This window comes from Syntrophomonas erecta subsp. sporosyntropha, assembly GCF_055395365.1.
In genome coordinates this window covers 1,422,233-1,437,024 of sequence record NZ_AP042459.1, presented here as the reverse complement: position 1 = coordinate 1,437,024, position 14,792 = coordinate 1,422,233, and the positions used below count along the sequence as shown (strand labels likewise).

General features: G+C 44.5%; 13 protein-coding genes. All 13 read right to left on the bottom strand.

What is annotated here, in order from left to right:
- Window positions 1-208: 208 nt before the first annotated feature.
- Complete coding sequence (locus ACZ5Q0_RS06985) at window positions 209-2,191, bottom strand: sodium-translocating pyrophosphatase (RefSeq protein WP_447182304.1); 1,983 nt, start codon at window positions 2,189-2,191, stop codon at window positions 209-211.
- Between the two features lie 71 nt (window positions 2,192-2,262).
- A complete protein-coding gene (gene secG, locus ACZ5Q0_RS06980) occupies window positions 2,263-2,487 on the bottom strand; it encodes a preprotein translocase subunit SecG (protein WP_446818729.1) in 225 nt (74 codons plus the stop codon).
- 88 nt (window positions 2,488-2,575) lie between these two features.
- Window positions 2,576-3,862 (bottom strand): phosphopyruvate hydratase, encoded by a 1,287-nt coding sequence (eno, locus tag ACZ5Q0_RS06975; RefSeq protein WP_446818730.1) that lies wholly within the window; start codon window positions 3,860-3,862, stop codon window positions 2,576-2,578.
- Window positions 3,863-3,913: 51 nt separating this feature from the next.
- Window positions 3,914-5,458: a 2,3-bisphosphoglycerate-independent phosphoglycerate mutase gene (gene gpmI, locus ACZ5Q0_RS06970; protein WP_446818731.1), complete on the bottom strand. Its 1,545-nt coding sequence runs from the start codon at window positions 5,456-5,458 to the stop codon at window positions 3,914-3,916.
- The gene (tpiA, locus tag ACZ5Q0_RS06965) at window positions 5,448-6,176 is read right to left on the bottom strand and encodes a triose-phosphate isomerase (RefSeq protein WP_464827084.1); all 729 of its coding nucleotides are present in this window, start codon (window positions 6,174-6,176) and stop codon (window positions 5,448-5,450) included. The genes gpmI and tpiA overlap by 11 nt, the downstream gene beginning before the upstream one ends.
- A gap of 77 nt (window positions 6,177-6,253) precedes the next feature.
- A complete protein-coding gene (locus ACZ5Q0_RS06960; RefSeq protein ID WP_447182303.1) occupies window positions 6,254-7,429 on the bottom strand; it encodes a phosphoglycerate kinase in 1,176 nt (391 codons plus the stop codon).
- 24 nt (window positions 7,430-7,453) lie between these two features.
- Complete coding sequence (gene gap / locus ACZ5Q0_RS06955) at window positions 7,454-8,458, bottom strand: type I glyceraldehyde-3-phosphate dehydrogenase (RefSeq protein ID WP_447182870.1); 1,005 nt, start codon at window positions 8,456-8,458, stop codon at window positions 7,454-7,456.
- A gap of 4 nt (window positions 8,459-8,462) precedes the next feature.
- A complete protein-coding gene (locus ACZ5Q0_RS06950) occupies window positions 8,463-9,497 on the bottom strand; it encodes a sugar-binding transcriptional regulator (RefSeq protein WP_447182302.1) in 1,035 nt (344 codons plus the stop codon).
- Between the two features lie 166 nt (window positions 9,498-9,663).
- Window positions 9,664-9,963, bottom strand: a complete 300-nt coding sequence (locus tag ACZ5Q0_RS06945; RefSeq protein ID WP_447182301.1) for a cyclic-di-AMP receptor — start codon at window positions 9,961-9,963, stop codon at window positions 9,664-9,666.
- A gap of 2 nt (window positions 9,964-9,965) precedes the next feature.
- Entirely contained in the window at window positions 9,966-11,699 is a 1,734-nt protein-coding gene (locus ACZ5Q0_RS06940; protein WP_447182300.1) for a chloride channel protein, read from the bottom strand.
- Between the two features lie 129 nt (window positions 11,700-11,828).
- Entirely contained in the window at window positions 11,829-11,969 is a 141-nt protein-coding gene (locus ACZ5Q0_RS06935) for a hypothetical protein (protein ID WP_464827083.1), read from the bottom strand.
- 253 nt (window positions 11,970-12,222) lie between these two features.
- Entirely contained in the window at window positions 12,223-13,611 is a 1,389-nt protein-coding gene (rpoN, locus tag ACZ5Q0_RS06930; protein WP_446818738.1) for an RNA polymerase factor sigma-54, read from the bottom strand.
- Window positions 13,612-13,705: 94 nt separating this feature from the next.
- Window positions 13,706-14,653 carry a DNA-binding protein WhiA gene (gene whiA / locus ACZ5Q0_RS06925; protein WP_446818739.1) on the bottom strand — a complete coding sequence of 316 codons (948 nt, stop codon included), beginning with the start codon at window positions 14,651-14,653 and terminating at the stop codon, window positions 13,706-13,708.
- Window positions 14,654-14,792 lie beyond the last annotated feature (139 nt).

Genomic DNA, 14,792 nt, shown 5'->3' with positions numbered 1-14,792 from the left:
ACACCTTAACCCACCACTTTTGCCTAGTAACTTTTTTCGCAAAAATCTTTTAATCTTCCAAAATTCTACCACAGCAAGTTTTTCTTATTCTCTTTATTATGCAAAAGGATTGATAAAACAAAAAATACTTGACGAACTTTCCACTAAACAAAACAGGTGGGATTTTTCCCACCTGTCAAAAAATTCTACGATTTATTTAATTCTAACTTTATAGCAGTGGTGCGATAAATACTAGTGATACAATCGCCATCAGCTTGAGCAGAATATTTAAGGAAGGACCAGCCGTATCCTTACAGGGGTCACCGACGGTATCTCCCACTACTCCGGCTGCATGAGCCTCACTGCCTTTACCGCCATAGTGTCCGGTTTCAATGAATTTCTTAGCATTATCCCAGGCACCTCCGGCATTAGCCAGGAGTATGGCCAGGCAGACACCAGCTGCTACCGACCCAGCCAGCATACCTGCCAGGGCATTGGCACCCAGTATAAAGCCTACCAGCACCGGTGCTACTACTGCTAATAATCCTGGTACGATCATTTCTTTGATTGCAGAACGGGTACTGATATCAACGCAACGGGCATAGTCAGCTTTAGCTTTGCCTTCCATCAGACCGGCAATTTCTTTAAACTGACGCCGTACTTCGTCTACCATTTCTCCTGCAGCTCTACCTACTGCTCCCATAGTTAAGGCGCAGAAGAAGAAGGGCAGCATAGCTCCTATGAGCAGTCCTACAATAACATAGGGATCTAACAGGTTGATATTTTTCAGCTGAGCCACTTCAGCAAAGGCAGTTAACAGGGCCAGAGCTGTCAAGGCAGCTGAGCCAATAGCAAATCCTTTACCAATAGCAGCGGTGGTATTACCAACTGAGTCTAGTTTATCAGTAGTTTCTCTTACCTCGTGAGGTAGTTCGGCCATTTCTGCTATTCCGCCTGCATTATCTGCAATTGGGCCGTAGGCATCTACTGCTACAACCATTCCGGTGGTAGCCAGCATACCTACTGCGGCCAGGGCTATCCCATATACTCCACCAGTTAGGAAGGCTATTACTATAGCTATACATATAATTATGATGGGGATCAGGGTGGAAAGCATACCTACCCCTAGTCCGGCGATGATTACAGTAGCCGGGCCAGTCAGGGCTGATTTAGCAATTCCCTGTACAGGGGCATAACTATCTGAGGTATAGTATTCGGTAACAAATCCGATTATACTTCCCGCAATAAGTCCGGCTACCAGAGCCCAGAATACATTGAACATATCGGCCGGTAGTATGTATCTTACTGCAAAAAAGGCCAATATTACTAAAAGTATAGCTGAGCTTAAAGTACCCGCATTAAGTGCTTTTAAGGGATTGGATTTTTCGTCAGTTTTTACAAAGAAGGTTCCTATAATGGAAGCTACTACCCCGCCGGCAGCTATAACCATAGGCAGCAGCACTGGTCCTAATCCTAAACCGGGAGTCGCCGCTATCATTACTGCTCCCAGGGTCATGGCAGCAATAATTGATCCTACATAAGATTCAAACAGGTCAGCTCCCATTCCTGCCACGTCACCTACGTTGTCCCCTACGTTGTCAGCAATGGTAGCCGGGTTTCTCGGGTCGTCTTCCGGAATACCTGCTTCTACTTTACCTACCAGGTCGGCTCCTACGTCAGCTGCTTTAGTGTAGATACCTCCGCCGACACGGCCAAACAGGGCGATGGAACTTCCCCCCAGGGCAAATCCATTAACAATATTAGGATCTTTAAAGATTATATAGAGAACTCCCAGTCCTAACAGGCCTAGCCCACATACGGACATACCCATTACAGCACCGCCGGAAAAAGCTATTCCCAGGGCCGCATTTTGGGAGGTACGAGCTGCATTAGCAGTTCTCACATTAGCTTTAGTAGCTACTGACATGCCTATAAAACCAGCCAGAGCGGAACAGGATGCTCCCGCTAGAAAGCATAGTGCTGTCTGCCAGTCAATAAAGACAATCAGTATTATAAATACAATAACTACAAATATGGCCAAAGCAGTGTATTGGCGGCTTAAAAAGGCCATAGCTCCTTCATGTATATGCCCGGATATTTCCTGCATTTTTTCGTTACCCGGATCAGCCTTAGATACCCGTGACGATAGAAACAGCGCAAATAATAGCGCTAATGCCCCACCTAACGGAGCAAAGGTTGCCAAATTTTCCATGGTAAACATCTCATCTCCTTGCCAGTTATCACCAGAGTTAAGCAGCCGGTCCTATACCGGTCGTTCTACTTCTAGAACAGGCTTAGTGCTAGAGTTAGAATGATAAAAATGGTGGCTATATAAGCAGTTAGCTTGGAAAATAATTCATCTAAGCCTTTTTTCTTGCCAAAAATTGCTTCGCCGCCTCCGGCTATGCTGCCTGATAGCCCCGCACTTCTACCAGACTGTAATAGCACAGTTGCAATCAATCCTAACGCACATATTATCTGTAAAATCAGCACAATGGTTTTGGCCAAAATTTCACCTCCATTCCAACACGTTCCGTCCGAGAGCCAAGGTATATTTTAGCATAGAAATATTGCAAAAAACAATAATAACCCGCTATTACCGCTTAAGATTATAGAAAACCTGTATTCCCTGATAGCGTGAACAATCATCCAGCTCTTCTTCAATACGCATCAACTGATTGTATTTAGCAATCCGGTCAGTACGGGCCGGTGCTCCACTTTTAATCTGACCAGCGTTGGTAGCTACAGCGATGTCAGCAATAGTCGAGTCTTCGGTTTCACCGGAACGATGAGAAATCACACAAGTATATCCTGCTCGTTTGGCCATTTCTATGGTATCCAAGGTTTCAGTTAAGGTACCAATCTGGTTAACTTTAATGAGAATACTGTTACAAACTTCCTTTTCAATTCCGGTAGATAATCTTTCCGTATTAGTAACAAAAAGATCATCTCCCACCAGCTGAACCTTATGCCCTAGTTTGTCGGTGAGCAGTTTCCAGCCTTCCCAGTCATCTTCACCCAGACCATCTTCTAATGAAATGATGGGGTATTTGTCAGCCAGAGAAACATAAAAGTCTACCATTTCCTGGGAAGTCAGTACCTGTTGGGTGCTGGCCAGATGATATTTATTATCCTTAAGTATTTCAGTCGCAGCTACATCCAGAGCCAGGAAAATATCTTTTCCCGGCTTATAACCAGCCGCCTGGATAGCTTCCAAAATAACTTCGATAGCAGCTTCATTAGAGGGTAGATCAGGGGCAAATCCGCCTTCATCACCTACGGCAGTAGCCAGTCCTTTACTATTTAGTACCTTTTTAAGAGAATGATATACCTCTGTACCCATACGCAATGCTTCCGCAAAGGTAGGAGCTCCTACCGGAACAATCATAAACTCTTGAATATCCACATTGTTATCGGCATGTTTTCCACCATTAAGAATGTTCATCATGGGTACAGGCAGATCACGAGCACTTACCCCGCCAATATATTGGTAAAGAGGCATCTGCAGGTAATTGGCTGCGGCCCGGGCAACTGCCAGTGAAACTCCCAGAATAGCATTAGCTCCCAGTTTACCTTTATTATCAGTTCCATCCAGTTCAATCATCAATTGATCTATTTCTACCTGGCGGGTTACTTCCATACCAATAACTTCTGGAGCGATGATATTATTTACATTCTCCACCGCTTGCAAAACACCTTTTCCATTGTAGCGAGCTTTATCCCCATCACGAAGTTCCACAGCTTCATAGGCTCCTGTAGATGCCCCCGAGGGAACAATAGCTCTTCCCATTGTACCATCTTCTAAAATGACTTCTACCTCTACCGTAGGATTTCCCCGTGAATCAAGAACTTCACGTCCATATACATCTACTATAATACTCATGATCATTCTCCCTTCTTAAGCTCTTTTCATACCTAAAGCACAGCCTTATTTTTAAAAGATTTTTAGTAGCGACTTCCCGTTCATCTCTTCCGGGATATTTATATTCATTATATCCAGCAGAGTAGGGGCGATATCCCTTAAGGATCCCCCTTTCCTCAGCTTACAGTTCCGGTACTTTTCCCCCACCAGTATAAAGGGAACCAGATCGGTTGTATGCGCGGTGTAAGGTCCACCAGTTTCAGGCGAAACCATCATTTCACAATTTCCGTGGTCGGCAGTGATTAAAACTATGCCTTGTTTATTTAAAACACGCTCCACCACCTGTCCCATACAATTATCAATCGTTTTAACTGCTTCAATAGCCGCATCTAATACCCCGGTATGTCCAACCATATCCGGGTTAGCATAATTAATGATAATTACATCATACCCATCCCGGTCGATTTCCTCCATAACCCGCTCGGTCACTTCCATAGCACTCATGGTCGGTTTCAAGTTATAGGTTTCCACCTTGGGTGAAGGTATTAAAATACGGTCTTCCCCGGGGTTAGGTGTTTCTACTCCCCCGTTAAAGAAAAAGGTTACATGGGCATATTTCTCTGTCTCAGCAATGCGCAGTTGTTGCCGTCCTTCCCGGGCCAATACCTCTCCTAAAGTATTAGATAAGTTCTGGGGGGGAAAGGCCACTGGTGCCTTTATTTCCGCATCATACTGAGTCATACATACATAATAAACCTGCGGCCATACAGTGCGCTCAAAGCCTTGAAAATCCTCATCAACAAAAGCCCTGGTAATCTGCCGGGCCCGGTCGGCCCGAAAGTTGAAAAATATCAGGCTATCACCAGTAGATACAGTTGCTACCGGTTGTCCGTCATCTTTAATAATAACCACCGGTTCTACAAACTCATCGGTAACCCGTTCTTCATAGCTTTTTTCTATGGCCGCAAAGACATTAGGGGCTTTTCGTCCCTGACCTAGAACCATCGCATCATAGGTGCGTTTTACTCTATCCCAGCGTTTATCTCGATCCATCCCGTAAAAACGTCCCGATAACGAAGCAATCTTTCCAATTCCTATTTCGTCCATGTGCTTTTGGATCTGCTTTAGGTAATCTGAAGCACTCTTAGGATTAACATCCCGCCCGTCCAGGTAGCCATGGATGAAAACCTGTTCCACATGCTGCTGCCGGCATAATTCCAGGAGTGCATAAAGATGATCTAAGTGACTATGCACCCCTCCATCGGAAAGAAGGCCCATTAAATGGACCGCTCCATTATGCTGGCGGGCATACTCGATTGCTTCTAGAAAACTGTGCTTGTCAAAAAAACTGCCATCCTCGATAGCAGTAGTAATACGGGTAATTTCCTGGTAAACAATGCGCCCGGAACCCATGTTAAGGTGGCCTACCTCAGAATTACCCATTTGTCCGGCTGGAAGGCCTACATCCTGGCCGGAGCATTTTAGTACGGTATAAGGAAAAGTTTCCTTATACCGTAGAAAATTACTAGGGTTGGCCCGGGTAATAGCATTATCCGGTGCATCCTCACGAATTCCCCATCCGTCCAATATCATCAGCACTATTGGTTTATTTGCCATTAGCCACTAACCTCGCTATTTCTGCAAAAGCTACCGGATCCAGACTAGCTCCACCGATCAGAGCTCCGTCAATATCCTTTTCCGCCATGATTTCCACCACATTACCCGCTTTAACACTTCCACCATAAAGGATACGAGTAGTTTTAGCCATCTCCTCATCATATAGGCGAGCTAGCTGGGTACGAATAAATCCGATCATTTCCTGGGCATCTTCACTGGAAGCATTAGCCCCGGTACCAATAGCCCACACCGGTTCATAGGCAACTATCAACCGGCCTGGCGATACTAATATGCTTTTCAGGCCCTCATTTAACTGTTCCTTAACGACTTCCTGGGCACGATGGTTTTCTCTCTCCTGCAGGGTTTCCCCTACACATAAAACAGGAATTAATCCGTTTTTTAAAACTGTCGCCAGCTTACGGTTAACGATCTCATTAGTTTCTCCCATTATATGCCTACGCTCAGAGTGCCCCAGTATAACATACTGACAGCCGGCATCAATTAACATAGGAGCAGAGATTTCACCAGTATAGGCCCCTTGTTCTTCCCAGAAACAATTCTGTCCTCCCAGACCCACTCCAGTCTGGGCCAGTCTTTCCTTAAATACATGTAGGCAGGTAAACGGAGGACATACTACTACATCTACTCCAGTCAAACTAGTTACCCGGGGTAAAAATTCATCTATAAAACTACGGGCTTCCTGACTGTTTTTATTCATTTTCCAATTCGCTATTGCTAATGGTGTTCTCAAATTATCACTCCCCTCCGGTTGAATAAACCGGGTGCACACCCGGTTTATTCCTCACATACTGCTACCCCGGGCAAGATTCTTCCTTCTAAAAACTCCAGGGTCGCTCCACCTCCGGTGGAAATATGGGTAATATCCTTTTCCAAACCCAGATTTTGAACCGCAGCCGCTGAATCTCCGCCTCCGATGATACTAACTGCAGGGGATTGAGCTACTGCCCTGGCCACCTGCCAGGTTCCCTGAGCAAACTGATCATGCTCATATACTCCCAGTGGACCATTCCAGACAATAGTTTTAGCCTTCTGTATAGCTTCACTGAACAACTTAACCGTTTCCGGCCCAATATCTAAAATCATCATATCAGCAGGAACCTGGTCTACACTGACCACCTGCCCGGCCGCCGTAGCCGAAATCTCACCAGCTACCACAACATCTACCGGCAGAAGAATCTGAGTATTCGTCTCCCCGGCCTGGTCCAGTAACTGGCGGGCCCGATCAATCAGATCAGCCTCCAGCATGGATCGTCCGATCTCCTTCCCCATGGCCTTAAGGAAGGTATTAGCCATACCTCCGCCGATTACGATTACATCCATTTTTTTAGAAAGATTTTCAATTAAGCCCAGCTTGTCGGCAACTTTAGCCCCTCCCAGAATAGCCATACGGGGACTATCAGGATTATCCAGAGCCTGCCTGAGCATGGAAACCTCTTTTTCCATTAAAAACCCAGCACAGGCTGGCAAGAATTCTGCTACCCCGGCAGTGGAAGCATGGGCCCGGTGAGCACTGCCAAAAGCATCATTGATGAAGATATCACCCAATGAAGCTAGGTGACGGGAAAACTCCCGGTCATTTTTTTCCTCTTCCGGATGAAAACGCACGTTTTCTAAAACTAACACCTGTCCGGCTTGTAAATCCTCAGCTAACTTTTGCACCTCGGCTCCTATACAGTCAGGAGCCATAACTACCTTAACCTGTAATAATTTTTCGAGATGTTGGGCTATGTTTTTCAGGCTGTATTGAGGGTTTGGTTTTCCCTTGGGACGCCCCAGGTGACTCATCAGAATTAAGCGCCCGCCCTGTTTTAAAATATATTCAATAGTGGGAAAAGCCGCCCGCATCTTGGTATCGTCGATAATAGCCCCCTCTTTATCCATGGGAATATTAAAATCGACTCGCAGCAACACCTTTTTATTTTTAAGCTCTATCTCTTGTAATTTTTTCATTGGGATACCCCCTTAACTATGTCTCTATAATCCCCGGGAGGTGATGAAAGTAATCATATCCACTACCCGTAGGGAGTAAGCCCATTCATTATCATACCAGGCAATTACCTTGGCCATATTGTCACCCATGGTCATAGTTAATGGTCCATCAACAATGGCTGAATGATCATCGCCCATATAATCGCTGGATACTAATGGTTCCTCAGCATATTTCAAGATCCCCGTCAAACTTCCCTCACTGGCTTTTTTAAAGGCGGCATTTATGGCTTCCACCGTCACCGGTTTTTCTGTCTCTATGGTCAGATCCAGTAATGATACGGTCGGGGTAGGAACCCTTACGGCAAACCCATCTAACTTGCCTACCAGTTCGGGTATAACTAGCCCTACAGCTTTAGCTGCACCAGTAGTGGTCGGTATTATAGACAAAGCAGCTGCCCGAGCCCGGCGAAGATCATCATGCTCCAGGTCCAGAACCCGCTGGTCATTAGTATAGGAATGAACTGTATTCATCAGCCCTTTAACGATACCGAATTCTTCTAATAATACCTTCGATACCGGAGCCAGACAATTAGTAGTACAGGAAGCATTGGAAATTATCTGGTGTTCCGGGCGGTATTCATCCTGGTTAACACCCATTACCATAGTCAGATCTACATTTTTACCTGGTGCGGTAATAATAACCTTCTGAGCTCCAGCAGTCAGGTGTTTTCCCGCCTTTTCACGGGAACGGAACCGGCCGGTACCTTCCACAACTACCTGAACACCCATCTCTTTCCAGGGCAATTTTTCCGGATCCTTTTCAGACAGGTAACGAATCCGTTTACCATTTATGACCAGGTAATCATCTTCCACATCTACCTGTCCCCGGAAGGTCCCATGAATAGAATCATACCGGAATAAATGAGCACTTCCTTTAACACTACCCAGATCATTGATGGCTACGAGATCAATATCTTCCCGCTCCATCATAGCTCTGCAAACTAGACGTCCAATACGTCCAAACCCATTAATAGCAACTTTGACTGACATGGAATCATCCTTTCCCTCTATTATTATCAATAATCTTCTCTGCTGCCGCCTCATCAGTGATGAGAACGGATACCTGCCCATTTTGTAAAACTGCCCGGATAGCCGGCCCTTTATTACCACCTCCGGCTACTGCCATTACGATAGGAATATTTTTTAGGTCTTCCAGTTCCAGCCCAATACCTGGAACTTCATATACTATATTGCCCTCTTTGTCAAAATAATATCGCAGAGCTTCACCAACTGCAGAACGTTTAACCAGGTAGTTTTTTTCCTCCCCGGTCAGCCCACGCCGGTTAGCCATTTCAATAGCCGGGCCAATCCCATGTACCAGAATATTACTAGCCTTAATAATATCTACCAGCTGGCGAACATGCATATCCTGTTTTAAAATCTCTGCAGTACCTTCCTCTAAATTATCAGGAATATGTAACAATCGGTACTGGGCACCTATCGCTTTAGCTATTTTGGCAGCAATAGCACCCGCCTGTAATTCCATCTCTTCCCCCAGGCCTCCCCGGGCTGGAACCACCATAACATCATTATGACCATCACCATTACTAATAGCACTAGCCATTTCCGCCAGAGTAGTACCCCCAGTAACCGCTAATGTATACCGGGGTTGTAAAAGTTTAACCAGATAGTGAGCTGCCGCTGCACCCAGATCTTTTTTTGCCAGTATATCCTGGTAAGAATCACCGGGAACAACGATAACCTCATCTACGCTAAACATATTTTTAATCTTCTTAGCAAGAGTTTGGGTATTAAAAAGGAAGGGTATGTATTCGTCTACCTCCCGCAGCATCTCCTGCCCTACAGATGTAAGGCATATCCCTGCCGGCGTGGTATAGATGGCCCCCCGGATCTTTAAGGTTTCTACCTCTCCGCGGATAGTCCGTTCCGGATAGCCCAGAACTTTCCCTATCTGCCGCCGGCCCACGGGTTGATTATAGAGTACCTGCCGGAGAATCTGATACCGCGTTTCCATAATTTCCAGAGCTTCTGGAGCAAACCGCTCCATAAGATGAAACAATTGATCCATGGTATACTCCTCACTTACTTATGGGGCAAAAATTATTCGGAGGGGCATATTCGTCCCACTGGACTTACGTTACACTCCAAATATCAATCACCACTAAATATTATAACACTTTTAGCAAAAATGCTACACATTTAAAAAAATAGGGGTACATCACCCTTTATTTCTACTAAATATGTAGCATTTTGTCTAAAGGTAGCACAAATAGGGTCGCCATTCCCTGATCAAGGTTAACCTGCCCATTAGGTTCATCCAGCTGCTCCAGTTTTTTCTTTTCTATATAAGCCTTAATGGTTTGAATTAACACCTGGACATCATCATCTTCCACCGCGCTCATAAGAGTAGTATTTCCCCGGCGCAGGAATCCTCCCGTACTAGGTAGACGCGTTATTCGAAACCCTTTTTGTAGCAATTTTTCGGTAAGCCCGGTGATAACCTCATCATTAACTATTACCATTACCAGCTTCATATTTACCTCTTTCTTGTCCTTTCCACGGGGTATGCTTTTATAATATCACTCCGGCTAATGATACCCAACAATTTGGATTCATCCTGCCGATGAACTACTGGTATATGTCCCACATCCGCCCGGGCCATTTTTTCCACCGCAACCCGGAGGGGATCATCTGGATAGATGGTAATTAACTTTCCGGTCAGTATCTCCTCCAAAGTTGCCGCCGTATTTCCCTGGCGGATCTCCTGTAAAACATCTTCATATATTACTATGCCCACTAAATACCCAGATTTCACAACCGGGAATCCGCTATAACTATAAGATAACATGTTATCTTTAGCTTTACTTAAGGTCATGCTCGCATCCAGAGTCACTACCCTCTGGCTCATTACATCACCAACCTTAACAGCACTAAGGAAATTAACCGGCTGGTTTTTATCTATATTAAGCCCCTGCCGCCTTAATTTCTCCGTATAAATAGTTTCCGGATAAAGACCACGGGCTACCAGAGAACTGATAACACAAACTACCATAAGGGGCAGCACCACTAAATAATTACCCGTCATTTCAAACAACATAATTATTCCGGTTATGGGTGCCTGGCACATACCGGCAAAAACTCCCCCCATTCCTACCAGAGCATAAGCACCTGCCGGAGCTGTTGCTGTCGGAAAAAGGCTGTGAACTACCCATCCGAAACTACCTCCCAACATAGCACCCAGAAACAGTCCGGGAGCAAAAACTCCTCCTGAACCTCCTGATCCAATACTAATTGAAGTAGCTATCAGTTTTATAAATAAAAGGGATAACACCAGTAAAATCGGCAGAGAATTATCTAGTACCCTTTCGATAGTTTCATATCCTATACCGAAAACATGCGGAAATTTGATGCCGATAACCCCTACCAGCAGGCCACCTAACATCGGTTTCAGATACTCGGGAACTCGTTTAAGATTATCAAAGCGCTCTTCAAACCAATACAACACTTTTATATATAAGACCGCCATTAAGCCAGCCAGAAAACCTAATACTAAATACAGCATCATTTCACTGGCTGCTACCAATTCATAAGGCGGAACTCTAAAGGCTGGATAATTACCGAGGTATATCTGGCTAATTATATTAGAGGTCACTGAACTAATTACAATCAAAATAAAGTTGCTGGTAGCAAATTCACCCAGGATAAGCTCCTGAGCAAACATAACCCCGCCAATAGGTGCATTAAAAGTCGCGGATATGCCTCCGGCAGCTCCACAGGCTACTAGTGTTTTCATTAATTCCGGCGTAAGCTTTAACAGCTGGCCTATAGTCGATCCCATACCAGCACTAATCTGTACAATAGGCCCTTCACTTCCCAGCGATCCACCTGAACCAATACTGATTGATGAAGTTAAGGTCTTAGTTAATACAATACGTGGTTTCATAACACCATCTTTATTAGCTATCGCCTCCATAACCTTGGGTATACCATGACCTTTGGCCTCCCGGGCAAAAAAGTTTACGATAATACCCACCAGCAGTCCACCAGCCGCCGGAATTAACACCACATAGAATTCTCCCATGAAACCGGTCAGTAATTTTTGTCCGCCTCCAAATAACAGATCTTTAAAGAAAAATATCATATTATGAAAAATAACGGCTATTAATCCCGTCCCCAGACCAGCTATAGCCGCCACTATAATTAAATAGGAGGAATCTATCCAGAAGTGTTTTTTTCGATATTCATGCCATGTTTTAAGTGCTTTTTTCATTTGCCATCATCCTTGGTAAATAAAACTTGCTATTTATTAATTAGTTGCGCCTAGAGAACCATTTCCATACTAGCAGCAGTGGTCATAACTTCGAACATTTGCTGGTCAGGTAAATCTTCACCCCCCCCATTAAATTACTGCCCAGTACTGGTAACCAGGTAAAGAACCGCCTACTATTGTGTTCTTCCATCGTGAAATGGGGAAATGGTATTCCTTTTTCCATTTGCAACTGCGGTCAAAACGGAACAGGAAAACCATCAACTTATTCAATTTTGACAGGAAAAAGGGGAAAATGATATTTCCCCTTTTGGTGAGCTTTTATCGATTTTTAGACCATAATTCCATACTCATTATTTAGTAAATCCCTAAGGCCGCCCACTAAAAACCGGTTCGGCAATACCTTTAACAAAATCATTACCTAATCAGCATTTTTAAGTCCTAAAACCCCAACCTATAGTATTGAAATTTTAGGCCTTGTAAGTTAGTTTTGCAAAAATAACACAAACAACGTCCTTTTTCATCCCTAATAGCGGCGCCGGGACATGGTGGAAGCTATACCCATTTCCTGGCGGTATTTGGCCACCGTCCGGCGGGAAATACGAATCCCCTCTTTCTTGAGCATCTGAGCTATGGATTCATCACTTAAAGGACGGGTAGGATCTTCGCCATTGATAATTTCTTCAATCTGGTACTTAATACTGCGGGCAGATACCTTCTCATCCCCGCCATAAGCTTGCACCCCCGAACTAAAGAAATATTTTAATTCAAACAGCCCCTGGGGGGTCTGGATATACTTGTTAGTCGTAGCCCGGCTAACCGTAGATTCATGAACATCTATTATATCGGCTACTTCTTTTAAAGTAAGGGGTTTTAAATAGGCCACACCCTTACATAAAAAATCCCTTTGAATATCAACAATACAACGAGATACCTTGTAAAGAGTCATGCGACGTTGTTCTATACTCCGCATTAGCCACAGGGCAGAGCCCATTTTTTCCTCTAAAAACTTGCGGGCATCCTGGGAAAAGGCTTCCGGCTGCCGGAGAATATTTTCATAAACCCGGTTAACGATCAGCCGGGGAAACTGGAAATCGTTAACTACTACTACAAATTCCCCATCCACATTTTCCACAAAAACATCCGGCATAATGTACTTTATCTGTTCATTATTACTATATTGCAGGCCTGGTCTCGGATCCAGGGTGCGAATAAGGTCACATATTTCTTGCACCTGCTGAATAGAAATAGCCAGGATCTGCGCTATTTTATTAAGACGGCCTTTAGCTATCTCTTCCAGGTGATCCTCAACGATTTTGCGTATTAGTGGCCCATCATTACCATAATGGTGCAGCTGGATTAATAGGCATTCCACCAGATTCCGTGCTCCTACCCCATGGGGATGAAACGACTGAAGAAGCTCTACCACTTCTTCTACCCGCTGCTCGGTTACACCCATTCGAGTTGCTATTTCCTCTATCTCGGCAGATAGGTAACCATTATGATCAATACAGCCAATTAAATATTTACCAATCTGGATGTCCAGATCATCTTTACTGGCCATTCGCAATTGAAATTCGAGGTGTTCATAAAGGCTTGGACGCTGAGCTACAAAGTTTTCAAAAGATTTTTCTTCGTCTTGTTCTTTTTGCGAGTAACCAGAATCCCGATCACTGTTGTACTCCAGCCATTGTTCCAGTTTGTGTTTTAAGTCTACTTCCTCTTTATCAGGCTCCCGTTCAACCGCTTCTTCCGGTTCCCTTTCATCCAGAAATGGATTTTCTTCCAGCTCCTTCTGGATAAATTCGCCCAACTCGAGGGTGGACATCTGCAATATGGCTATTGCCTGGCGGAGTTCCGGGGTCATCAGGAGTTTTTGTTGTTGTTCAAGGAAAACATCGTGTGTCAGCCTCATGCATGTCCCTCGCCTTCTATACTGTCCGGCACTTATGACCTTGCCATCATCTATTTAAATCTATTCTTCAATTACAGCGGAAACTCCTGCTCTGCTATTCCGGAAGGTTTTCCCGGGCATACTGCTCCAAGCGGCGCATCCGGTAAGCTACCCCCGACTTGCTCAACGGTGGGGAAAGCATTTCCCCCAATTCCTTTAAAGTTGAATCGGGATAATCTACCCTGAGACGGGCCATCTCCCTGAGATTAGAAGGAATCCCTTCCCAGCCCCGGATTTGTACCAATTCTTTAATTAAACCAATTTGTCGCACTGAAGCATCTACTGTTTTAGCCAGATTGGCTGTTTCACAATTAACCTGCCGGTTTATATCATTACGCATGGATTTCAAAATCCGGATATTTTCAAAATCCAGCAGGGCACTGCTGGCTCCCACCACTCGCAGAAAATCCACTATTTTTTCACTTTCTTTTAAATAGACTACCCAGTGATTTTTCCGTTCTACTATACGGGCCTCTAAACCAAAACAAGCCATTAGCTTTTGTATATCCCGGGCAACCGCTAGCTCATGGGCGACTATTTCCAGATGGTAGGAGCCTTCTGGACGGTTTACAAACCCCCGGCTTAAAAAAACCCCGCGCAGAAAAGCCCGCTTACAACAATTTTTCCCCACAATGTCCCAATTAACCTGATGATTTAATTGCTGTTGAAAAGATTTTTCCCCGGCCTTTAGCTGGGCATCGGTAAGTATCTGGCTTCCCTGTTTGGGAACATCGGTATATACTTCATAAACCCTGGTTTTTTTAAATCTTTTCCGGGGTTTCATGCGTACCGAAGCAGGTAATTGATAAGTTTTTTTTATTAATATAAAAACCTTGCGAGCAGTGGTAGCGTTTTCTACTATTACCTTCAGTTTCAGGTTTTCCCTGCCGGCCACAATCCTTCCATTCATCATAAGCAGGGCAGAGAGCTCTGCCCTACAGCAGCATAATTTATCTGGTATAATACGTGCCAACTCACTACGCACATCGTTCGAAAAACTCACTTCTAAACACTACCTGTCTAAAATCTTTTCCACCCGGTTCGACAATCCTATAAGTCTATTCGTTTCCTCCTTATGGTAGTAATGGTACCTGCTAACAGAACTTATTTAGTTTCCATACCAATTTTATACCTATTGTTTT